The organism is Escherichia sp. E4702, assembly GCF_963883545.1.
In the GTDB taxonomy this organism is placed as follows: domain Bacteria; phylum Pseudomonadota; class Gammaproteobacteria; order Enterobacterales; family Enterobacteriaceae; genus Escherichia.
In genome coordinates this window covers 80,880-102,419 of the sequence record NZ_CAWORF010000017.1, presented here as the reverse complement: position 1 = coordinate 102,419, position 21,540 = coordinate 80,880, and the positions used below count along the sequence as shown (strand labels likewise).

Below are 21,540 nucleotides of genomic sequence, written 5' to 3'. Positions count from 1 at the left end.
TCACTCTTTCTCCATGTTCAGCGGGAAATGACAGGCATAGAGATGATTTTTCGCCCCCATCAAACGTGGCGTCACAATGCATTCTCGTTGTGCATAAGGGCAACGCGGTCCCAGACGACAACCAATCGGTAATTGTTCCAGCAGTGGGATTGCGCCCGGCAGGGTATTGAGGCGGCTTTTATGCGGCATCGCACTGCCAAAGTCCGGTATCGCGCGTATCAGCGCCTGGGTGTAAGGATGATGCGGCATTGTCACCAGCTCCTTACTTGGCGCGGATTCCACTGTCTGGCCACAATAAAGCACGTTAATTTTATCCGCCCATTGGCTAAGCATTTGTAAGTCATGACTGATAAGCAAAATAGTGGTGTTGCTGTTTTGGTTGAGACGCGTCAACAGGCGGAAAATTTGCGCCTGTGTTGTTGGCTCCATCGAGTTGGTCGGTTCGTCGGCAATCAGCAGACGCGGTTGATTCGCCAGTGCGATGGCAATCATCACTTTCTGGCATTCACCTTCGGTCAACTCGTACGGGAAACTGCGCATCGCATCTTTATGATCTTTAATCCCCACGCGGTGTAGCAACTCAATGGCGCGACGTTTGCGCCAGCCAAAACGCTGCCACCAACGGCCTTTATAGGTCCAGGCCGGGATGTTCTGCATCAACTGGCGACCCACACGTTCTGAAGGGTCAAGACACGATTGCGGTTCCTGAAAGATCATCGACACGTTGTGTCCAACCAGTTTGCGCCGTTCGCGTGCGGAGAGACGCAGCAAATCGATATCATCAAAACGCATTCGGTCAGCGGTAACACGCCAGTTATCTTTATTCACCCCACAAATCGCTTTCGCAATCAAACTTTTGCCGGAGCCGGATTCGCCAACAAGACCGCGAATCTCGCCTTCGGTTAAGGTCATACTCACGCGGTCGACGGCTTTAACCCACTCATCACCGGTTTTAAATTCAATGGTCAGGTTACGAATATCCAATAATGGCATTATTCCACCCCCGCAATAATCGCACGACGAACGCCATCGCCAAGGAGGTTAACCAACAACACGCTAATCATAATTGCCGCGCCAGGAAGCATTACGGTCCACGGGGCGACATAAATCAGTTCCAGCGCGTCACCAAGCATCGCGCCCCATTCAGGCGAGGGGAGTTGCGCGCCGAGGTCAAGAAAGCCCAGCGCGGCGATATCGAGAATTGCCATCGACAATGCGCGAGTGATCTCGGTGACCAGTCCGGCGGTGATGTTAGGCATTACCGCAAACCAGAGAATATTCAGCGTCGTTGCGCCATCCAGACGGGCGGCGATAACGTACTCTTTTTCCAGTTCGTCATGAACCATGCTGTAAATCGAACGTACCATACGCGGCAGCAGTGCCAACCAGACGGCAAACATGGCGTGCGATAAACTCGGTCCGGCAAATGCTACTACGATAATCGCCAACAGCAGGGACGGAATCGCCAGCAAAGTATCCAGAATATGGTTAAGCACCGCTGAGCGCAGACCGTGCGTTGCCCCGGCGAAGGTGCCAAGTACCAGACCACAAATCGTCGCGGCGAGCGTCACCACAAATGCGCCCCCGACGGTAGGTGCTGCGCCACTCAATAAACGGCTTAAAACGTCGCGTCCCAGGTCGTCGGTCCCAAGGAAGAACGAGACTTCGCCATAGCGTGACCATGACGGCGGCAACAATTGATAACCAAGAAATTGCTGGTCGATGCCGTAAGGCGCAAACCAGCTACCAAAAATACACAGCACCGCCAGCCCCGCGCAGCCGTACAGGCCGACCATCGCGGCGGCGTCTCCATAGAATTTGCGCCAGGCAGTACGCAGCGTGCCCGGCGGGCGCTTCTCGCTGTATACGCTATCGTAAGGCATACCATTCCTTATGTTTCAGAGGGTTAGCCATGGCACCCAAAATATCAGATATCACGTTAATAATAATGACCAATGAACCGCACACCATCACTCCGGCGGAAATGGCTGCGTAATCCTGCTGGCGGATGGCGTTAATTAACCAGCGCCCTAAACCCGGCCAGCTAAAAACCATTTCGGTGATCATCGCCAGCGTCAGCATGGTGGAAAACTGCAAGCCCAGGCGAGGAATAACCGGAGGTAACGCGTTATGCAGCACGTGGCGACGCAAAATAGTAAAGCGCGACAAACCGCGAGTCGCCGCCGCTTTCACATAGTTTTGGTCATAGACTTCGATGGTGCTGATACGCATCAATCGGATCACTTCAGTTGTTGGCGCAACCGACAGGGTGATCACCGGTAGCACCATATGGCGAAGTGCGCTCATGATCATTTCGTCTCGCCACGGTGAGTCCGAAAGCCAGGCATCAATTAACGCAAAGCCGGTATTCGGTTTCACTTCATAGAGCAGATCGAAACGCCCTGAAACGGGCAGCCAACCTAGCGTGAGTGAACAAAACAGCGTCAACAGAAGCGCCAGCCAGAACACCGGGATGGAAAAGCCCAGCAAGGCGATGGCGTTGATCAAGTTATCCTGCCACTTATGGCGTGTAATCCCGGCAATCATGCCCACCGGGATCCCGACAATCAGCGCAAAACCGAAAGCGAGGATGCACAACTCCATCGTTGCCGGAAAGACTTCTTTTAACTGTTCGGCAATAGGCTGGCCGTTAATGCTGGAAACACCAAAATCCCAGTGGATCAGGCCATTAAACCAGAACACCCAGGCATTCCACAGTGACGCGCCTTGTAACGGCGCGTGTGGCGTGAAATAGCTCAAACTGAAGCCAACAAAGGTCAGCAGGAACAAGGTGACGATTAATAACAAAATACGACGTAAGGTGAAGATAATCATGGTTTTTTCACCTCTTCTTGCTTCTCGCGATACACCCCCGCGAAGGAGGCGTTACCGAACGGGCTCAGTACCAGACCTTTAATATCGTAACGGTAGGCCTGCAAGCGCAGTGATGAGGCCAGCGGCAGAATGGGCAGTTCCTGCGCCAGAATGCTTTGCGCTTCATCATAGGCTTCAATACGCGCCGCCAGTTGTTGCGAGGAGAGGGCATTACGCAACACGCTGTCGAATTTCGGATCGCACCAGTGGGCAAGGTTGGTTTGCGAGTGAATAGCCGCGCAGCTCAGTAACGGACGGAAGAAACTGTCCGGGTCGTTACTGTCCGTCGCCCAACCAGATAACGTCAGATCATGGCTCATATCCATCAATCGCGCCTCCTGAAAACGACCTTCTACCGGCACAATCACCACTTTCACGCCAACCTGCGCCATATCCGCTTGAATCAGTTCGGCAGTTTTCAGCGGACTGGGGTTCCATGCCTGCGATCGTGTCGGTACCCACAGTTTCAGCGTTAAGTTTTCCAGCCCCAACGCTTTCAGTTGTTCGCGCGATTTTGCTGGGTTGTATTCAGTAATTTTAGCCTCGTTGTCATAAGCCCACGAGGCGCGCGGTAAAATAGAGGCCGCAGTTTCAGCCGTACCATAATAGATGGATTGCATCAGGCGCTGGTTATTGATCGCCAGTGCCAGCGCATGGCGGACAGCTGGATTATTTAGTGGCGGTTTGGCGGTGTTAAATGCCAGATAGGCGACGTTCATCCCCGGGCGCAGCGTTAAACGCAAACGCGGGTCGTCGCGCAAAATGGATAACTGGCTGGCGGCAGGCCAGGCCAGAACGTCGCATTCACCGGTCAGGAGTTTCGACAATCGTCCGGTACCGCCGGAGCCTAAATCCACCACCACCTGTGGCATCAACGGTTTGCCACGCCAGAACTCATCATGACGTTGTAAGCGAATATATTGCCCGGCGCGGTATTCCGACAATTGATAGGGCCCGGTACCGACCGGTTGACGGTCGAGTTGTTCCTGGCGATCTTCTTTCTCTAATTTCTGGGCGTATTCGGCAGACATTACCGACGCATAGTGGGTCGCCAGGTGCCATAAGAAGGATGCATCCGGCTGGGCGAGACGGAACTCAACGGTGTGATTATCCAGCTTGCGGACACTTTTAACGTTATCGGCAAATTGCAGACTGTCGAAATAGGGGAAGTTACTGCCGTTGACGTTATGCCACGGGTTATTGCGGTCAAAAATCCGTTGGAAGGTAAACACCACATCATCGGCATTCATTTTGCGAGTGGGAGTAAACCAGGCGGTTTTTTGAAACGGGACATCGCGACGCAGGTGGAAGCGATATGTCGCGCCGTTGTCGAGCACTTCCCAGCTTTCGGCAAGTTCCGGCATCAGGCGATAGGTATACGGATCGACATCCAGCAGTCGATCATAAAACTGGGCGGCAAGGGTATCGACAATTAACCCACTGCTCGCTTTGGATGGGTTAAAGGTGTTGACTTGCCCGCTGACGCAATAGACAAAACCGCTGTCGCGGATATCAGCATGCGGGGGGGATTCAGGCGCGGCTATTGCCTGACCACTCACAAGTCCAGCAATCACCAAAAGAGACGATAATACCTGGCGCATAATATTAAGGGATTTTATGTAAAGAGGCTATCTTACTAATATTTAATGACATTTGCCATTACCGTTTGTGTTCAGGGGTCGTAATGAGGGCCGTGTGGTTGGTCGTTGAACAGGTAGCGTCGCCATCTGTTCAACATTCGTACCCGTGATTTCTCTATAACTATAACTCACAGAACAACTTAGCGAGGAGCAGAGCGGTACGATCGTGAGAAACCCATTAAAGCAGGCTGCGGTGCGTGTCATTTATAGCCGGATGCGCCGTGAACGCTTTATCCGGGCAACGATACTGACCGAGCGTCTGCAATTAAATAATTATTCATTACCCCATTGATTCAAAAACTCTGCGATTTCATCAATGCGCGCGGGATTAATCCCCGCTTCAGCGGCCATGTCATGCTGGGCTTCTTCGCTGATCTCTTCATTGTTCATCAAACGGGTGAGTAGTAACTGGAAGTAATGGGCCAGCGGTGTGCGTTCTGCGTCTGCGACAGGTTCTGCGCATTCAGTTGCGTATTCATCGGCAATATCGAAATATTTTAATGGGATATCGTGGTTCATTGTTTGCCCCTGGAGTTAATGCGCTAAGCATAAGGGCGGATGATAGCACTCGTGATCCGGGTCATACATCTTTTTATAGTTAATGGCGCGGCGCATTACCCTCAGGCAGGATAATGCGCCGTGCATCCTGGATATTACGTTTCGCTCACCGGCGTTCTGTCACCCTCATACAACGGCACTTTGCGATAGCGGCGGATCAAATACCACAAATATGCGCCGCCCAACGAAGCCCATACCAGACCCAGCGTCAGCGAGGTGGCTTCGAGGTTAATCCACAGCACGCCCACCGTCAGTGCGCCAACCAGCGGCATTAATAAATAGTGGAAGTGTTCCTTCCAGCTTTTATTCATTCCTTTGCGCCGCCAGAAGTGGTTGAACACCGACAGGTTAACGAAGGTAAACGCTACCAACGCGCCGAAGTTAATTAACGCTGTGGCGGTAACTAAATCAAAGAACAGCGCCGACATCGCGACAATCCCGACCATAATGACGTTCAGTGCCGGAGTCCGCCATTTCGGGTGCACATAGCCAAACACGCGCTCCGGGAACACATTGTCACGCCCCATCACATACAACAGACGCGACACGCTGGCGTGTGATGCCAGGCCAGACGCTAACGTGTTCACAAACGTAGTGCAGAGGAAAATCGACTGGAACAGCTTGCCGCCGACGTACAGCGCAATTTCAGGCAGTGCGGCGTCCGGGTCTTTAAAACGGCTGATATCGGGAAAGAACAGCTGCATAAAGAACGACGCCGCGATAAAGATAACGCCACCGTAGACCGCCGTCAGGAAGATGGCTTTCGGGATCACGCGTGCGGCGTCTGGCGTCTCTTCCGAAAGTGTGGTCACTGCATCGAAACCGAGGAACGAGAAACAGACGATCGTCGCCCCGGTAATAATCGGGATCAGGTGCGCGTTCTCGCTGATAAACGGCTGAAGTGACCAGACGGTGCCAACGCCTTCTCCTTTATGCAGTCCCTGAACCACCAGGAAGATAAACACCACCATGATGGAGATTTGCACCAGCACAAACAGGGTATTGAAGTTGGCGACCAGGTTGACGCTCTTCAGGTTCGCGGCAGTTAAGATGGCGACGAACGTCACCACCCACACCCACGGTGGCACTTCCGGGAAGAGGGCGGAGAGATAGATCTTCGCCAACAAGACGTTGATCATCGGCAAAAAGAGGTAATCCAGCAGCGATGACCAGCCGACCATAAAACCGACGTGCGGGTTAATCGACTTTTGCGCGTAGGTATAGGCCGAACCGGCCTCCGGGAACTGGCGAACCAGTTTGCCGTAGCTGATAGCGGTAAACAGCACGCCCGCCAGCGCCAGCAAATACGATGCCGGAACGTGACCGTCGCTAATACCGGAAACGATGCCAAACGTATCGAACACGGTCATTGGCGTGAGATAGGCCAGACCCATCATCACCACCTGCCACAACTTCAATGATTTTCGCAGACGGGTTTTGCCAGGTTGCGCAGCAATATTCAGTGGTGAATTAATAGCCATAATTGCTGCCTCCCCTGCGTAATAAGGTTTGCGGTCGTGTCGACCTGAAATCAAACCTTTTTAGCAAGGGAAGCAAAGGGGGCGGAGTCCAGTCAGTCGCAGGGAGGGCGCACACGCAGCCTCCCTCGCCATGCGGGGATTTAATCATCGGCATCATCTCATTTCCTCGTCACAGTCTTAATCGTTAACGGAAGCCCGTTGCCGCCTGCGCTCCATAACGCGACATCCGGGAAATGTCTGGATTACCAGCAAATGTCAGGCCTGGCTCCGCTCAGGCCGATGAAACAACCCCGCAAGGGGTACTATGCGTTTTTCAACATCCACTCAATTTCTGTTTCTGTGATGAGGCGCTCAAACTGCAACAACTCATCATTTTTACAGGCGTGATACACATGGCAAAAACGCTCGCCTAAATAGCGGCGCAAATGATCGTTCTTGATAAATTCCCACAGGGCATCGCTCTGGCGAATCGGGAAGGGTAAGCCTTCCTGCTCCAGCCCGTTGCCTTCTACTTCTTCCTGCAACGGCAGTTCGTTATCAAGGCCATGCAAAATACCGGCAAAAATCGCTGCCATCACCAGATATGGGTTGGCATCGGCACCTGCCACGCGATATTCCACGCGGTGGTTATGACGATCGCCGCACGGAATACGCAGGGCGACGGTGCGGTTGTTATGGCCCCACGACGCCTGCGTTGGCACATACATGCCTGGCTGGAAGCGGCGATAGGAATTCACGTTCGGCGCCAGCAGCGCCATTGATGACGGCATCAGGTCGATCATCCCGGCGAGCATCTTTTTCAGCAGCGGCGAATCTTCGCCTTCTGCGTCAGAAAGCACGTTCTCGCCACGATTATTTTGCATACTGATATGGATATGCATCCCGCTGCCCGCGTGCTCTTCATACGGCTTCGCCATAAAAGTGGCGTGCATCTTATGCTTTTCTGCCATCAGACGCACCAGGCGTTTTAGCGCCAGCGCATCATCGCAGGCTTCCAGCACGTTATCGGTATGGTAAAGGTTGATTTCAAACTGACCCGGCGAGGCTTCGGCGACCGCACCGTCGGCGGGAATTAACTGTAACTGCGCCAGTTCATCAATATCATTGAGCACATCGGCGAAGTGGTTGAGGTTATCAACCGAGTAAACCTGGCTTTGTGTATTGCGGTCATCGGTGCCGGGCGCGCAGGGCGGTTGCAGATACCCTTCAGCGTCGCGCTGACGATCCAGTAAATAGAACTCCAGCTCTACCGCTACAACCGGGAACAATCCGCGCTGGCGTAGCTGCTGCCACAGGCGGTTAAGTACGTTCCGCGGCTCAACGTCAAAGGGAGCGCCATCTTCATCGACCATGGTCAGGAGTATCTGACCGATAAACTCTGGATCGGCGGCAGAAGGGGTTAAGGTACCGAGTATTGGCACACAAGTACGATCTGGTTCACCCATTTCCTGACCCAGGCCCGCTTCTTCTACGACATTGCCCAGAATATCCATTGCAAACACCGAAGCCGGAAAATAACACCCTTTCTCCAGCTTCTGCAGACTTGAAACAGGAATGCGTTTCCCACGGAAACAACCATTCAAATCGGTAAGTAAAACATCAACATATTGCGTATTCGGGTAGCGCTCCAGGTAGCGTTTCACTTCCTGCGTAAAGGCGCTACCCCGCCTCTCTTCTGACTGCTGAACAAAGTTCTCTACTTCAACGATATTGGTTTCCATGATTCTTCGCCTTTGGTTTGTTTTCCGCTCGTTAGCAAAGCGTAAAATATAATGACCACCATTCGAATCTGTATGCAAACTAAATGTTTGTCAAATGTTAAATTGAGTTTGCAAAAATGAAAACCCACTGCTAGATTGAAAAAATATTGAACATAAAGGTCATTTAAACCGCAGTAATGGCGATAATTTAGTCCACTTTGTGAGATTGAGCATGGAAAATATAATGAACAATCCGGTTATCGGTGTCGTAATGTGCAGGAACAGGCTTAAGGGTCATACGACCCAGACTCTGCAAGAAAAGTACCTGAATGCCATCATCCACGCGGGCGGTTTGCCGATTGCGCTGCCACATGCGCTGGCGGAACCGTCATTACTTGAAGAACTGCTGCCTAAACTCGATGGCATTTATCTTCCAGGTAGCCCCAGCAATGTGCAGCCGCACCTATATGGTGAAAACGGCGATGAGCCTGACGCCGATCCCGGGCGTGATCTTCTGAGCATGGCGTTAATTAATGCCGCACTCGAAAGGCGCATCCCCATTTTCGCCATCTGCCGGGGGTTACAGGAACTGGTGGTAGCAACCGGTGGTTCGTTGCATCGCAAACTGTGCGAACAGCCTGAATTGCTGGAGCATCGTGAAGATCCCGAACTGCCGGTGGAGCAGCAATATGCGCCGTCGCACGAAGTTCAGGTTGAAGAGGGGGGATTACTGTCTGCATTGTTACCTGAATGTAGCAACTTTTGGGTAAACTCTCTGCATGGACAAGGGGCGAAGGTCGTTAGCCCGCAGTTGCGTGTTGAAGCTCGCTCACCGGATGGCCTGGTTGAGGCGGTGAGCGTCATCAATCATCCTTTCGCGCTGGGCGTACAGTGGCACCCGGAATGGAACAGTAGCGAGTACGCGCTTTCGCGTATATTGTTCGAGGGCTTTATCACCGCTTGTCAGAACCATATCGCTGAAAAACAGCGACTCTGACCACTACAGTTAAGGAAATGCAAATATGAGTGATGAGGGACTGGCGCCAGGAAAACGCTTGTCAGAAATCCGCCAGCAGCAGGGGCTTTCACAACGTCGTGCCGCCGAACTCTCCGGGCTGACTCACAGTGCTATCAGTACGATAGAACAAGATAAAGTCAGTCCTGCCATCAGTACGCTGCAAAAGCTGCTGAAGGTGTATGGTCTGTCACTCTCGGAATTCTTTTCCGAGCCGGAAAAACCTGATGAACCGCAGGTCGTCATTAATCAGGACGACTTAATTGAGATGGGCAGTCAGGGTGTGTCGATGAAGCTGGTGCATAACGGTAACCCGAATCGCACGCTGGCGATGATCTTTGAAACGTACCAGCCGGGCACAACCACTGGGGAAAGAATTAAGCATCAGGGTGAGGAAATAGGCACTGTACTGGAAGGTGAAATTGTTCTGACGATTAATGGTCAGGATTACCACCTCGTCGCGGGGCAAAGTTATGCCATTAATACCGGCATCCCGCACAGTTTCAGTAATACGTCGGCAGGCATTTGCCGAATTATCAGCGCCCATACGCCCACCACGTTTTAATCTTTTTGTTTTTATAGGCCGGGTAAGCGAAACGCCACCCGGCTAGCTATAAAGGCAATCTATAAAGAATGTCGCCGGAAATAAACGGGCTCATCGCCCGGGGATCTCTGCGCCCTGACGTTCACAAACTGCATATATCTGATAGACGTGAAACAGGAGTCATAATGAATTTTCATCATCTGGCTTACTGGCAGGATAAAGCGTTAAGTCTCGCCATTGAAACCCGCTTATTTATTAACGGTGAATATTCTGCTGCAGCGGAAAATGAAACCTTTGAAACGTTTGACCCCGTCACTCAGGCACCGCTGGCGAATATTGCGCGCGGCAAGAGTGCCGATATTGACCGTGCGGTGAGTGCGGCGCGCAGCGTATTTGAACGCGGTGACTGGTCGCAGGCTGCCCCGGCAAAACGTAAAGCGGTGCTGAATAAACTCGCCGATTTAATGGAAGCCCACGCCGAAGAGCTGGCACTGCTGGAAACTCTCGATACCGGCAAACCGATTCGTCACAGTCTGCGTGATGATATTCCCGGCGCGGCGCGCGCCATTCGCTGGTACGCCGAAGCGATCGACAAAGTGTATGGCGAAGTGGCGACCACCAGTAGCCATGAGCTGGCGATGATCGTGCGTGAACCGGTCGGCGTGATTGCCGCCATCGTGCCGTGGAACTTCCCGCTGCTGCTGACTTGCTGGAAACTCGGCCCGGCGCTGGCGGCGGGGAACAGCGTGATTCTAAAACCGTCTGAAAAATCACCGCTCAGTGCGATTCGTCTCGCCGGGCTGGCGAAAGAGGCAGGCTTGCCGGATGGTGTGTTGAACGTGGTGACGGGTTTTGGTCATGAAGCGGGCCAGGCGCTGTCTCGTCATAACGATATCGACGCCATTGCCTTTACTGGTTCAACCCGCACCGGGAAACAGCTGCTGAAAGATGCAGGTGACAGCAACATGAAACGCGTCTGGCTGGAAGCGGGCGGCAAAAGCGCAAACATCGTTTTCGCTGATTGCCCGGATCTGCAAAAAGCGGCGAGCGCCACCGCCGCAGGCATCTTCTACAACCAGGGCCAGGTATGCATCGCCGGAACGCGTTTGTTGCTGGAAGAGAGTATCGCCGATGAATTCTTAGCCCTGTTAAAACAGCAGGCGCAAAACTGGCAGCCGGGCCATCCACTTGATCCCGCAACCACCATGGGCACCTTAATCGACTGCGCCCACGCCGACTCGGTACACACCTTTATTCGTGAAGGCGAAGGTAAAGGGCAACTGCTGCTGGATGGTCGTAATGCCGAACTGGCTGCTGCCATCGGCCCGACCATTTTTGTGGATGTAGACCCGAATGCGTCCTTAAGTCGCGAAGAGATTTTCGGCCCGGTGTTGGTGGTCACGCGTTTCACATCAGAAGACCAGGCGCTACAGCTTGCCAACGACAGCCAGTACGGGCTCGGCGCGGCGGTGTGGACGCGCGACCTCTCCCGCGCGCACCGCATGAGCCGCCGCCTGAAAGCCGGTTCCGTCTTCGTCAATAACTACAACGACGGCGATATGACCGTGCCGTTTGGCGGCTATAAGCAGAGCGGCAACGGTCGCGATAAATCCCTGCATGCCCTTGAAAAATTCACTGAACTGAAAACCATCTGGATAAGCCTGGAGGCCTGAAATGACCGAACATACCAGCAGTTATTACGCCGCCAGTGCGAATAAATATGCGCCTTTCGACACGCTGAATGAGTCGATTTCCTGCGACGTTTGCGTGGTCGGCGGCGGCTATACCGGGCTTTCCTCCGCGCTGCATCTGGCAGAAGCGGGCTTTGACGTGGTGGTTCTCGAAGCCTCACGTATCGGCTTTGGCGCCAGCGGGCGCAACGGCGGCCAGCTTGTAAACTCCTACAGCCGCGACATCGACGTTATCGAAAAAAGCTACGGCATGGACACTGCCCGTATGCTTGGCAGCATGATGTTTGAGGGTGGAGAAATCATCCGCGAGCGCATCAAACGTTATCAGATTGACTGCGACTACCGCCCCGGCGGCCTGTTTGTAGCGATGAATGATAAACAGCTCGCCACGCTCGAAGAGCAGAAAGAGAACTGGGAACGCTACGGTAATAAACAGCTGGAGATGCTGGACGCCAACGCCATTCGCCGCGAAGTCGCCAGCGATCGCTATACCGGCGCGCTGCTGGATCACAGCGGCGGGCATATTCACCCCCTGAACCTCGCCATTGGTGAAGCCGATGCCATTCGTCTCAACGGCGGGCGTGTGTATGAGCTTTCTGCGGTGACTCAGATCCAGCACACTACGCCCGCCGTGGTGCGTACTGCCAAAGGCCAGGTGACGGCGAAGTATGTGATTGTCGCCGGGAATGCGTACCTGGGCGATAAAGTGGAGCCGGAACTGGCGAAACGCAGCATGCCGTGCGGTACGCAGGTGATCACCACCGAGCGGCTGTCAGAAGATTTAGCCCGTTCGCTGATCCCGAAAAACTACTGCGTTGAAGACTGTAATTATCTGCTTGATTACTACCGTCTTACCGCCGACAACCGCCTGCTGTACGGCGGCGGTGTGGTGTACGGCGCGCGCGACCCGGATGACGTTGAGCGTCTTGTGGTGCCGAAACTGCTGAAAACCTTCCCGCAGCTGAAGGGCGTGAAAATTGATTACCGCTGGACGGGCAACTTCCTGCTGACCCTGTCGCGTATGCCGCAGTTTGGTCGCCTCGATACCAACATCTATTACATGCAGGGCTACAGCGGCCACGGCGTGACCTGTACCCATCTTGCAGGGCGCTTGATTGCCGAACTGCTGCGCGGTGACGCCGAGCGTTTCGACGCCTTCGCCAATCTGCCGCATTACCCGTTCCCCGGCGGGCGCACGCTGCGCGTACCGTTTACCGCGATGGGCGCGGCTTATTACAGCCTGCGCGATCGTCTGGGCGTTTAATTTCCGATTAACCGTGAAGAGTCAAAAGGTGTGAAACATGAGCAACAATGAATTCCATCAGCGTCGTCTTTCTGCCACCCCGCGCGGGGTTGGCGTGATGTGTAACTTCTTCGCCCAGTCGGCTGAAAACGCCACGCTGAAGGATGTTGAGGGCAACGAGTACATCGATTTCGCCGCAGGCATTGCGGTGCTGAATACCGGGCATCGCCACCCTGAACTGGTCGCAGCGGTGGAGCAGCAACTGCAACAGTTTACCCACACCGCGTACCAGATTGTGCCGTACGAAAGCTACGTCACGCTGGCGGAGAAAATTAACGCCCTTGCCCCGGTGAGCGGGCAGGCTAAAACCGCGTTCTTCACCACCGGCGCGGAAGCGGTGGAAAATGCGGTGAAAATCGCCCGCGCCCATACCGGACGCCCTGGCGTGATTGCGTTTAGCGGCGGCTTCCACGGTCGCACGTATATGACCATGGCGCTGACCGGAAAAGTCGCGCCGTACAAAATCGGCTTCGGCCCGTTCCCCGGTTCGGTGTATCACGTGCCGTATCCGTCAGAACTGCATGGCATTTCGACGCAAGATTCCCTTGATGCCATCGAACGCTTGTTTAAATCGGACATTGAAGCGAAGCAGGTGGCGGCGATTATTTTCGAACCGGTGCAGGGCGAAGGCGGTTTTAACGTGGCGCCAAAAGAGTTGGTTTCTGCGATTCGCCGCCTGTGCGACGAGCATGGCATTGTGATGATTGCCGATGAAGTGCAAAGCGGTTTTGCGCGTACCGGTAAGCTGTTTGCGATGGATCACTACGGCGATAAGCCGGATTTAATGACGATGGCGAAAAGCCTCGCGGGCGGGATGCCGCTTTCGGGCGTGGTCGGTAACGCGAATATTATGGACGCGCCCGCGCCGGGCGGGCTTGGCGGCACCTACGCCGGGAACCCGCTGGCGGTGGCTGCCGCGCACGCGGTGCTCAACATTATCGACAAAGAATCACTCTGCGAACGCGCGAATCAACTGGGCCAGCGTCTGACGCAAACGCTGATTGATGCTAAAGAAAGCGTTACGGCCATTGCTGCGGTACGCGGTCTGGGGTCGATGATTGCGGCAGAGTTTAACGATCCGCAAACGGGCGAACCGTCAGCGGCGATTGCACAGAAAATCCAGCAACGCGCGCTGGCGCAGGGGCTGCTACTGCTGACCTGCGGCGCGTATGGCAACGTGATTCGTTTCCTGTATCCGCTGACCATCCCGGATGCGCAATTCGATGCGGCAATGAAAATTTTGCAGGATGCGCTGAGAGATTAATACGCATAAGCAGGGTCAACACAATAAGGCCTGATGCGCTGCGCTTATCAGGCCTGCAAACGACGTATTGATTATGTATGCCGGATAAAGCGTTCACGCCGCATCCGGCGAATCGCATTGCCCAACTTCGCTAAATCTGGTGCTTTTTCAACAACGCGCGGAACTGATGGTAGGTTAACCCCAGCAATTCAGCTGCGCGTTTCTGGTTATATTTCCCTTGTTGCAAACTGAGTTGCAGCAACTCTTTTTCCTGCTGCATTTGAAACTCACGTAAATCCAGCGGCAGCGTCGGAAGCGAGGTGGTTTCTGAAACGGCGATGGCTTCTTCAGGTGGACGCCGTTTAAAGGGATCAATAATGATGTCATCAAGCGGATAATCGCTGGTGCCGTGGCGATACACTGAACGTTCCACCACGTTTTTCAATTCACGAATATTTCCCGGCCAGCGATAATTCAGCAATGTTTCTCTGGCGTGCTCGGTAAAACCCGGGAACAGAGGCAGCTTGATTTCCCGACACATCTGGATGGCAAAGTGTTCTGCCATCAACATAATGTCGCTTTCGCGCTCGCGCAGTGGTGGCAGTTGCACTACATCGAAAGCCAGCCGGTCGAGCAGGTCAGCGCGAAAAGTACCTTCATTGACCATCGCCGGGAGATCGGCATTCGTCGCGCATACCAACCGTACATTCACCTGTAATGGCTGGCTGCCGCCAACGCGCTCCAGTTCACCGTACTCAATCACGCGCAATAATTTTTCCTGCACCATCATCGGTGCTGTAGCGAGTTCATCAAGAAATAGCGTACCGCCGTCGGCACGTTCAAATCTCCCTGGATGACGTTTTTGCGCACCGGTAAACGCACCCGCTTCGTGACCAAACAGTTCGGAATCCAGCAGATTTTCATTTAACGCCGCGCAGTTAAGGGAAATAAACGGCCCTTGCCAACGAGAGGAGAGATAATGCAGACGGCTGGCGATCAGCTCTTTACCTGTTCCGCGCTCGCCGATGATGAGCACCGGTTTGTCCAGCGGTGCGAGATGCGAAACCTGTTCCAGCACTTCGAGAAAGCTGTTCGCCTCACCGAGTAAATTATCTTTGTATTCTGCCATGATGAAATTCGCCACTTGTTAGTGTAATTCGCTAATTCATCCTGGCATGTTGCTGTTGAATCTTCAATCAGATCTTTATAAATCAAAAAGATAAAAAATTGGCACGCAAATTGTATTAACAGTTCAGCAGGACAATCCTGAACGAAGAAATCAAGAGGACAACATTATGGGTATTTTTTCTCGCTTTGCCGACATCGTGAATGCCAACATCAACGCTCTGTTAGAGAAAGCGGAAGATCCGCAGAAACTGGTGCGTCTGATGATCCAGGAAATGGAAGACACGCTGGTTGAAGTGCGTTCTACTTCGGCACGTGCGCTGGCGGAAAAGAAACAGCTGACTCGCCGTATTGAACAAGCGTCGGCGCGTGAAGTTGAGTGGCAGGAAAAAGCCGAACTGGCGCTGCTGAAAGATAGAGAAGACCTGGCGCGTGCGGCGTTAATTGAAAAGCAGAAACTGACCGATCTGATTAAGTCCCTGGAACATGAAGTGACGCTGGTGGACGATACGCTGGTGCGTATGAAGAAAGAGATTGGCGAGTTGGAAAACAAATTGAGCGAAACTCGTGCTCGCCAGCAGGCATTGATGTTGCGTCATCAGGCCGCAAACTCGTCGCGCGATGTGCGTCGTCAGTTGGACAGTGGCAAACTGGATGAAGCGATGGCCCGTTTCGAATCTTTCGAGCGCCGTATCGACCAGATGGAAGCAGAAGCGGAAAGCCACAGTTTCGGCAAACAAAAATCGCTGGATGATCAGTTTGCCGAGCTGAAAGCTGATGATGCAATCAGCGAGCAACTGGCACAATTAAAAGCCAAAATGAAGCAAGACAATCAATAATAACATCCAGGCGGCGTCCGAACACGCCGCCGCTCATCCCTTAAGGAGTACTTATGAGCGCGCTATTTCTGGCTATTCCGTTAACCATCTTTGTGCTGTTTGTTTTACCAATTTGGTTATGGCTGCATTACAGCAACCGCTCCAGTCGTGGAGAGCTTTCGCAAAGCGAACAACAGCGATTAGCGCAACTGGCTGATGAAGCAAAACGGATGCGCGAGCGTATTCAGGCGCTGGAATCCATTCTTGATGCTGAACATCCGAACTGGAGGGATCGCTAATGGCGGGTATTAATCTCAATAAAAAATTATGGCGTATTCCACAACAGGGCATGGTTCGCGGGGTCTGTGCCGGGATTGCTAACTATTTTGATGTACCGGTAAAACTGGTACGTATTCTGGTGGTGCTGTCGATTTTCTTCGGCCTGGCGCTGTTTACCCTTGTTGCTTACATCATTTTGTCATTTGCGCTTGATCCAATGCCTGACAACATGGCCTTTGGTGAGCAGCTACCTTCCAGCAGCGAATTGCTGGATGAAGTCGACCGTGAACTGGCGGCCAGTGAAACGCGTTTACGCGAGATGGAACGTTATGTCACTTCCGACACCTTCACGCTACGTAGTCGTTTCCGTCAACTGTGAGGAAAGTTATGAATACTCGCTGGCAACAGGCCGGGCAAAAGATGAAGCCTGGTTTCAAATTAGCAGGCAAGCTGGTACTTCTTACCGCACTGCGCTATGGCCCGGCGGGTGTGGCTGGTTGGGCGATAAAATCAGTTGCTCGCCGACCGCTGAAAATGTTGCTGGCTGTGGCGCTGGAACCGCTATTAAGTCGGGCTGCCAATAAACTGGCGCAGCGTTATAAAAGGTGAGGGGAGTTCCGCAAAAATTGTTAGATCTCAGGCGTATAATGGATGGCAATTTTCATCCATAGAAGGACACTTATATGTTTAAAAAAGGCTTACTTGCTCTGACTCTGGTGTTTTCACTGCCTGTTTTCGCCGCTGAACACTGGATAGATGTTCGTGTTCCAGAGCAGTATCAGCAAGAGCACGTTCAGGGGGCCATCAATATTCCCCTGAAGGAAGTGAAAGAGCGCATTGCCACCGCCGTTCCGGATAAAAACGACACCGTGAAAGTGTATTGCAACGCCGGACGCCAGTCCGGGCAGGCAAAAGAGATCCTCAACGAGATGGGATATATCCACGTTGAGAACGTCGGAGGCCTGAAAGATATCGAAATGCCGAAGGTCAAAGGTTAACAAATTATTGCCTGAGCGGTGTAAATAACGCCGCTTATTCATTTGATAAATCAAAATTAACCCACATTATTATCTCCAGTATCTAATCCTTTCTACGGCTTTCTGGCACAGGACAGCAATGAAGCGACTTAAAAATGAACTCAATGCGCTGGTGAATCGGGGTGTCGACAGACATCTGCGCCTCGCTGTAACCGGACTTAGCCGCAGCGGCAAAACAGCGTTTATCACCGCGATGGTTAATCAGTTGCTCAATATTCATGCCGGAGCACGTTTGCCGCTATTAAGTGCGGTGCGTGAAGAGCGCCTGCTGGGCGTAAAACGCATTCCCCAGCGTGACTTTGGCATTCCGCGCTTCACCTATGATGAAGGGCTGGCGCAGTTATATGGCGATCCTCCCGCCTGGCCGACGCCAACGCGCGGCGTCAGTGAAATCCGCCTGGCGCTACGTTTTAAATCGAATGATTCACTGCTGCGTCACTTCAAAGATACCTCTACGCTGTATCTGGAGATTGTGGATTATCCCGGCGAATGGCTGCTCGACCTGCCGATGCTGGCACAAGATTACTTAAGTTGGTCGCGGCAGATGACGGGCTTACTCAATGGTCAGCGCGGCGAATGGTCGGCGAAATGGCGAATGATGTGCGAAGGCCTGGATCCGTTAGCGCCTGCCGACGAAAACCGACTGGCAGACATTGCCGCCGCGTGGACCGATTATCTCCACCACTGTAAACAGCAGGGGCTGCACTTTATTCAGCCAGGGCGCTTTGTTTTGCCTGGCGATATGGCAGGAGCGCCCGCGCTGCAATTCTTCCCATGGCCAGATGTCGATGCCTGGGGAGAGTCCAAACTGGCGCAGGCTGATAAACACACCAACGCCGGAATGCTGCGCGAGCGGTTTAATTATTACTGCGAGAAAGTGGTGAAGGGGTTCTATAAGAATCATTTTCTGCGCTTTGACCGCCAGATTGTGCTGGTGGATTGCCTGCAACCTCTCAACAGTGGGCCACAGGCATTTAATGATATGCGTCTGGCGCTGACGCAGCTGATGCAAAGTTTCCACTACGGGCAGCGTACCCTGTTCCGGCGTTTGTTTTCGCCGGTTATCGATAAGCTATTGTTTGCTGCCACTAAAGCGGACCATGTGACCATCGATCAGCACGCCAATATGGTTTCATTACTGCAACAACTGATTCAGGATGCCTGGCAAAATGCGGCGTTCGAAGGGATCAGCATGGACTGCCTGGGGCTGGCGTCAGTTCAGGCGACCACCAGCGGCATTATTGATGTTAACGGTGAGAAAATCCCGGCGCTGCGCGGTAATCGACTCAGCGATGGCGCACCGCTCACTGTTTATCCTGGCGAAGTTCCCGCACGTTTGCCCGGTCAGGCGTTCTGGGATAAGCAAGGCTTCCAGTTTGAAGCGTTTCGTCCGCAGGTAATGGATGTCGACAAACCGCTACCGCATATTCGTCTTGATGCTGCGCTGGAATTTTTAATAGGAGATAAATTGCGATGACCGAACCGTTAAAACCACGTATTGATTTCGACGGTCCGCTGGAGGTCGATCAGAGTCCAAAATTCAGGGCGCAGCAGACCTTTGACGAAAATCAGGCGCAAAATTTTGCCCCGGCAACGCTCGACGAAGCGCAGGAAGAAGAGGGGCAAGTCGAAGCGGTAATGGATGCCGCGTTACGTCCGAAACGCAGTCTGTGGCGCAAAATGGTGATGGGCGGGCTGGCTCTGTTTGGCGCAAGCGTTGTCGGTCAGGGCGTGCAGTGGACAATGAATGCCTGGCAAACCCAGGACTGGGTAGCGTTGGGTGGATGTGCCGCTGGGGCATTGATTATCGGTGCTGGCGTAGGTTCTGTGGTAACAGAGTGGCGGCGCTTATGGCGCTTGCGCCAGCGTGCGCACGAACGCGACGAAGCGCGCGATTTGTTGCACAGCCACGGCACGGGTAAAGGCCGCGCATTTTGCGAAAAACTGGCGCAGCAGGCGGGAATCGATCAGTCACATCCGGCGCTGCAACGCTGGTATGCCTCAATCCATGAAACGCAGAACGATCGTGAAGTGGTTAGTTTGTATGCTCACCTGGTCCAGCCGATTTTAGATGCCCAGGCGCGGCGCGAAATCAGTCGTTCGGCGGCGGAATCGACGTTGATGATTGCGGTCAGCCCGCTGGCGCTGGTGGACATGGCGTTTATCGCCTGGCGCAATCTGCGTTTGATTAATCGCATCGCCACGCTGTATGGCATTGAACTGGGGTATTACAGCCGTCTGCGCCTGTTTAAACTGGTCTTGCTGAATATCGCTTTCGCGGGTGCCAGCGAACTGGTGCGTGAAGTGGGGATGGACTGGATGTCGCAGGATCTCGCCGCGCGCTTGTCTACTCGCGCCGCTCAGGGAATAGGTGCCGGGTTACTGACCGCACGACTGGGGATCAAAGCGATGGAACTTTGCCGCCCGCTGCCGTGGATTGACAATGACAAACCACGTTTGGGTGATTTCCGTCGTCAGCTCATCGGTCAGGTAAAAGAGACGTTACAAAAGAGCAAAACGTCCGGCGAAAAATAGTGCACATTCGGGCGCTGATCGGATAGCTTTACGCCGAAGTGCCCGTTTATCCATCGTTGTGTCAATGTTTGTTGACAGAAACCTTCCTGCTACTCGAATAGTGTCATATCATCATATTTATTGTTCTTTTTCATGTGAAGGTTCCCATGCGTCTGGAAGTCTTTTGTGAAGACCGACTCGGTCTGACCCGCGAATTGCTCGACCTACTGGTGCTAAGAGGCATCGATTTACGCGGTATTGAGATTGACCCAATCGGGCGGATTTACCTGAATTTTGCCGAACTGGATTTTGACAGTTTCAGCAGTTTGATGGCGGAAATACGCCGTATTGCGGGCGTTACCGATGTGCGCACTGTGCCGTGGATGCCTTCCGAGCGAGAACATCAGGCGTTGAGCGCATTGCTTGAAGCATTGCCTGAACCCGTGCTTTCTGTCGATATGAAAAGCAAGGTGGACATGGCAAATCCGGCGAGCTGTCAGCTATTCGGGCAAAAACTGGAGCGCTTACGTAATCATACCGCTGCGCAATTGATTAACGGATTTAATTTTTTACGTTGGCTTGAGAGCGACCCGCAGGATTCGCATAACGAACATGTAGTGATTAATGGACAAAATTTCCTGATGGAAATAACGCCTGTCTATCTTCAGGATGAAAACGACCAGCATGTCCTGACCGGTGCGGTAGTGATGCTGCGCTCAACAATCCGTATGGGCCGTCAGTTGCAAAATGTGGCTGCCCAGGATGTCAGCGCCTTCAGTCAGATTGTCGCCATCAGTCCTAAAATGAAGCATGCGGTAGAGCAGGCGCAAAAGTTAGCAATGTTAAGCGCACCGCTGCTGATCACGGGTGATACCGGCACGGGTAAAGATCTCTTTGCTTACGCTTGTCATCAGGCAAGCCCGCGTGCGAGTAAACCTTATCTGGCGCTGAACTGTGCTTCTATTCCAGAAGATGCTGTTGAGAGCGAACTCTTCGGGCATGCGCCGGAGGGGAAAAAAGGATTCTTTGAACAGGCGAACGGCGGTTCGGTTTTGCTGGATGAGATTGGCGAGATGTCGCCACGAATGCAGGCAAAATTATTGCGTTTTCTCAACGATGGCACTTTCCGTCGAGTAGGGGAAGACCACGAAGTGCATGTGGATGTGCGGGTAATTTGCGCGACGCAGAAGAATCTGGTCGAGCTGGTGCAAAAAGGCGTGTTCCGCGAAGATCTCTATTATCGTCTGAACGTGCTGACGTTAAATCTGCCGCCGCTGCGGGACTGTCCGCAGGACATCATGCCGTTAACCGAGCTATTTGTTGCCCGATTTGCTGACGAGCAGGGCGTGCCGCGTCCGAAATTAGCTGCAGATCTAAATACTGTGCTCACGCGTTATGCATGGCCGGGTAACGTGCGGCAGTTGAAAAACGCCATTTACCGCGCACTGACGCAACTGGAAGGTTATGAACTGCGTCCGCAGGATATTTTGCTGCCGGATTATGACGCTGCAACTGTAGCCGTTGGTGAAGATGCAATGGAAGGTTCGCTGGACGAAATCACCAGCCGTTTTGAACGTTCGGTATTAACCCAGCTTTATCGCAATTACCCCAGTACGCGCAAACTGGCAAAACGTTTGGGCGTTTCACACACCGCGATTGCCAACAAATTGCGGGAATATGGATTGAGCCAGAAGAAGAACGAAGAATAAGTGGGATAA

22 protein-coding genes are annotated in these 21,540 nt (G+C 53.1%); 13 read left to right on the top strand and 9 right to left on the bottom strand.

The annotated features are described in order from the left end of the window. From sapD to puuA, 8 genes are all read right to left on the bottom strand, one after another. Positions 1–993, bottom strand: a complete 993-nt coding sequence (sapD, locus tag AACU94_RS09845) for a peptide ABC transporter ATP-binding protein SapD (RefSeq protein WP_130258932.1) — start codon at positions 991–993, stop codon at positions 1–3. Continuing rightward, positions 993–1,883 (bottom strand): peptide ABC transporter permease SapC, encoded by an 891-nt coding sequence (gene sapC / locus AACU94_RS09840; protein WP_130208813.1) that lies wholly within the window; start codon positions 1,881–1,883, stop codon positions 993–995. The genes sapD and sapC overlap by 1 nt, the downstream gene beginning before the upstream one ends. Continuing rightward, complete coding sequence (sapB, locus tag AACU94_RS09835) at positions 1,870–2,835, bottom strand: putrescine export ABC transporter permease SapB (protein ID WP_130258933.1); 966 nt, start codon at positions 2,833–2,835, stop codon at positions 1,870–1,872. The genes sapC and sapB overlap by 14 nt, the downstream gene beginning before the upstream one ends. After that, positions 2,832–4,475, bottom strand: a complete 1,644-nt coding sequence (gene sapA / locus AACU94_RS09830) for an ABC transporter substrate-binding protein SapA (RefSeq protein ID WP_130208811.1) — start codon at positions 4,473–4,475, stop codon at positions 2,832–2,834. Before sapA ends, sapB begins: the two co-directional genes overlap by 4 nt. A gap of 312 nt (positions 4,476–4,787) precedes the next feature. Beyond that, positions 4,788–5,033, bottom strand: coding sequence for a YmjA family protein (locus tag AACU94_RS09825; RefSeq protein ID WP_130208809.1), 246 nt, complete (start codon positions 5,031–5,033; stop codon positions 4,788–4,790). A gap of 134 nt (positions 5,034–5,167) precedes the next feature. Next, positions 5,168–6,553 (bottom strand): putrescine/proton symporter PuuP, encoded by a 1,386-nt coding sequence (puuP, locus tag AACU94_RS09820; protein ID WP_000996861.1) that lies wholly within the window; start codon positions 6,551–6,553, stop codon positions 5,168–5,170. After that, positions 6,543–6,707 (bottom strand): YmjE family protein, encoded by a 165-nt coding sequence (locus AACU94_RS09815; RefSeq protein ID WP_130216151.1) that lies wholly within the window; start codon positions 6,705–6,707, stop codon positions 6,543–6,545. Before AACU94_RS09815 ends, puuP begins: the two co-directional genes overlap by 11 nt. A gap of 148 nt (positions 6,708–6,855) precedes the next feature. After that, positions 6,856–8,274: a glutamate-putrescine ligase gene (gene puuA / locus AACU94_RS09810; RefSeq protein WP_135489365.1), complete on the bottom strand. Its 1,419-nt coding sequence runs from the start codon at positions 8,272–8,274 to the stop codon at positions 6,856–6,858. A 211-nt stretch (positions 8,275–8,485) separates the two neighbouring features. On the opposite strand from puuA, the gene puuD reads away from it, so the two are divergent. From puuD to puuE, 5 genes are all read left to right on the top strand, one after another. Next, on the top strand, positions 8,486–9,250 hold the full coding sequence (gene puuD / locus AACU94_RS09805) for a gamma-glutamyl-gamma-aminobutyrate hydrolase (protein ID WP_064527272.1): 765 nt from the start codon (positions 8,486–8,488) through the stop codon (positions 9,248–9,250). Between the two features lie 25 nt (positions 9,251–9,275). After that, positions 9,276–9,833, top strand: coding sequence for an HTH-type transcriptional regulator PuuR (gene puuR, locus AACU94_RS09800; protein ID WP_001278727.1), 558 nt, complete (start codon positions 9,276–9,278; stop codon positions 9,831–9,833). Between the two features lie 164 nt (positions 9,834–9,997). After that, the gene (gene puuC / locus AACU94_RS09795; protein WP_135489364.1) at positions 9,998–11,485 is read left to right on the top strand and encodes an aldehyde dehydrogenase PuuC; all 1,488 of its coding nucleotides are present in this window, start codon (positions 9,998–10,000) and stop codon (positions 11,483–11,485) included. Position 11,486: 1 nt separating this feature from the next. Beyond that, on the top strand, positions 11,487–12,767 hold the full coding sequence (puuB, locus tag AACU94_RS09790; RefSeq protein WP_088376288.1) for a gamma-glutamylputrescine oxidase: 1,281 nt from the start codon (positions 11,487–11,489) through the stop codon (positions 12,765–12,767). A 37-nt stretch (positions 12,768–12,804) separates the two neighbouring features. Then, positions 12,805–14,070, top strand: a complete 1,266-nt coding sequence (gene puuE, locus AACU94_RS09785) for a 4-aminobutyrate transaminase (protein WP_135489363.1) — start codon at positions 12,805–12,807, stop codon at positions 14,068–14,070. 130 nt (positions 14,071–14,200) lie between these two features. On the opposite strand, the gene pspF is transcribed toward puuE, so the two are convergent. Then, the gene (gene pspF, locus AACU94_RS09780) at positions 14,201–15,178 is read right to left on the bottom strand and encodes a phage shock protein operon transcriptional activator (protein ID WP_023154543.1); all 978 of its coding nucleotides are present in this window, start codon (positions 15,176–15,178) and stop codon (positions 14,201–14,203) included. Between the two features lie 166 nt (positions 15,179–15,344). On the opposite strand from pspF, the gene pspA reads away from it, so the two are divergent. From pspA to tyrR, 8 genes are all read left to right on the top strand, one after another. Next, the gene (gene pspA, locus AACU94_RS09775; RefSeq protein WP_000511019.1) at positions 15,345–16,013 is read left to right on the top strand and encodes a phage shock protein PspA; all 669 of its coding nucleotides are present in this window, start codon (positions 15,345–15,347) and stop codon (positions 16,011–16,013) included. Positions 16,014–16,066: 53 nt separating this feature from the next. Then, a complete protein-coding gene (pspB, locus tag AACU94_RS09770; protein ID WP_001274965.1) occupies positions 16,067–16,291 on the top strand; it encodes an envelope stress response membrane protein PspB in 225 nt (74 codons plus the stop codon). Beyond that, positions 16,291–16,650 (top strand): envelope stress response membrane protein PspC, encoded by a 360-nt coding sequence (pspC, locus tag AACU94_RS09765; RefSeq protein ID WP_000907387.1) that lies wholly within the window; start codon positions 16,291–16,293, stop codon positions 16,648–16,650. Before pspB ends, pspC begins: the two co-directional genes overlap by 1 nt. A gap of 8 nt (positions 16,651–16,658) precedes the next feature. Beyond that, complete coding sequence (gene pspD, locus AACU94_RS09760; RefSeq protein ID WP_096839698.1) at positions 16,659–16,880, top strand: phage shock protein PspD; 222 nt, start codon at positions 16,659–16,661, stop codon at positions 16,878–16,880. 74 nt (positions 16,881–16,954) lie between these two features. After that, positions 16,955–17,269 (top strand): thiosulfate sulfurtransferase PspE, encoded by a 315-nt coding sequence (pspE, locus tag AACU94_RS09755; RefSeq protein ID WP_135489362.1) that lies wholly within the window; start codon positions 16,955–16,957, stop codon positions 17,267–17,269. 118 nt (positions 17,270–17,387) lie between these two features. Then, a complete protein-coding gene (locus AACU94_RS09750) occupies positions 17,388–18,785 on the top strand; it encodes a YcjX family GTP-binding protein (protein WP_000825763.1) in 1,398 nt (465 codons plus the stop codon). Then, a complete protein-coding gene (locus tag AACU94_RS09745; RefSeq protein ID WP_130258939.1) occupies positions 18,782–19,843 on the top strand; it encodes a YcjF family protein in 1,062 nt (353 codons plus the stop codon). The genes AACU94_RS09750 and AACU94_RS09745 overlap by 4 nt, the downstream gene beginning before the upstream one ends. Before the next feature lie 146 nt (positions 19,844–19,989). After that, positions 19,990–21,531: a transcriptional regulator TyrR gene (tyrR, locus tag AACU94_RS09740; RefSeq protein ID WP_130216092.1), complete on the top strand. Its 1,542-nt coding sequence runs from the start codon at positions 19,990–19,992 to the stop codon at positions 21,529–21,531. Positions 21,532–21,540: the final 9 nt, after the last annotated feature.

Coding starts and splice junctions, on each gene's coding strand:
- puuR (WP_001278727.1), top strand. CDS start 9,276: ATGAGTGATGAGGGACTGGCGCCAGGAAAACGCTTGTCAGAAATCCGC.
- pspA (WP_000511019.1), top strand. CDS start 15,345: ATGGGTATTTTTTCTCGCTTTGCCGACATCGTGAATGCCAACATCAAC.
- pspF (WP_023154543.1), bottom strand. CDS start 15,178: ATGGCAGAATACAAAGATAATTTACTCGGTGAGGCGAACAGCTTTCTC.
- sapB (WP_130258933.1), bottom strand. CDS start 2,835: ATGATTATCTTCACCTTACGTCGTATTTTGTTATTAATCGTCACCTTG.
- sapD (WP_130258932.1), bottom strand. CDS start 993: ATGCCATTATTGGATATTCGTAACCTGACCATTGAATTTAAAACCGGT.
- pspE (WP_135489362.1), top strand. CDS start 16,955: ATGTTTAAAAAAGGCTTACTTGCTCTGACTCTGGTGTTTTCACTGCCT.
- puuD (WP_064527272.1), top strand. CDS start 8,486: ATGGAAAATATAATGAACAATCCGGTTATCGGTGTCGTAATGTGCAGG.
- pspC (WP_000907387.1), top strand. CDS start 16,291: ATGGCGGGTATTAATCTCAATAAAAAATTATGGCGTATTCCACAACAG.
- puuB (WP_088376288.1), top strand. CDS start 11,487: ATGACCGAACATACCAGCAGTTATTACGCCGCCAGTGCGAATAAATAT.
- sapC (WP_130208813.1), bottom strand. CDS start 1,883: ATGCCTTACGATAGCGTATACAGCGAGAAGCGCCCGCCGGGCACGCTG.
- puuA (WP_135489365.1), bottom strand. CDS start 8,274: ATGGAAACCAATATCGTTGAAGTAGAGAACTTTGTTCAGCAGTCAGAA.
- AACU94_RS09815 (WP_130216151.1), bottom strand. CDS start 6,707: ATGCCGATGATTAAATCCCCGCATGGCGAGGGAGGCTGCGTGTGCGCC.
- puuP (WP_000996861.1), bottom strand. CDS start 6,553: ATGGCTATTAATTCACCACTGAATATTGCTGCGCAACCTGGCAAAACC.
- sapA (WP_130208811.1), bottom strand. CDS start 4,475: ATGCGCCAGGTATTATCGTCTCTTTTGGTGATTGCTGGACTTGTGAGT.
- puuE (WP_135489363.1), top strand. CDS start 12,805: ATGAGCAACAATGAATTCCATCAGCGTCGTCTTTCTGCCACCCCGCGC.
- AACU94_RS09750 (WP_000825763.1), top strand. CDS start 17,388: ATGAAGCGACTTAAAAATGAACTCAATGCGCTGGTGAATCGGGGTGTC.
- tyrR (WP_130216092.1), top strand. CDS start 19,990: ATGCGTCTGGAAGTCTTTTGTGAAGACCGACTCGGTCTGACCCGCGAA.
- pspB (WP_001274965.1), top strand. CDS start 16,067: ATGAGCGCGCTATTTCTGGCTATTCCGTTAACCATCTTTGTGCTGTTT.
- AACU94_RS09745 (WP_130258939.1), top strand. CDS start 18,782: ATGACCGAACCGTTAAAACCACGTATTGATTTCGACGGTCCGCTGGAG.
- puuC (WP_135489364.1), top strand. CDS start 9,998: ATGAATTTTCATCATCTGGCTTACTGGCAGGATAAAGCGTTAAGTCTC.
- AACU94_RS09825 (WP_130208809.1), bottom strand. CDS start 5,033: ATGAACCACGATATCCCATTAAAATATTTCGATATTGCCGATGAATAC.
- pspD (WP_096839698.1), top strand. CDS start 16,659: ATGAATACTCGCTGGCAACAGGCCGGGCAAAAGATGAAGCCTGGTTTC.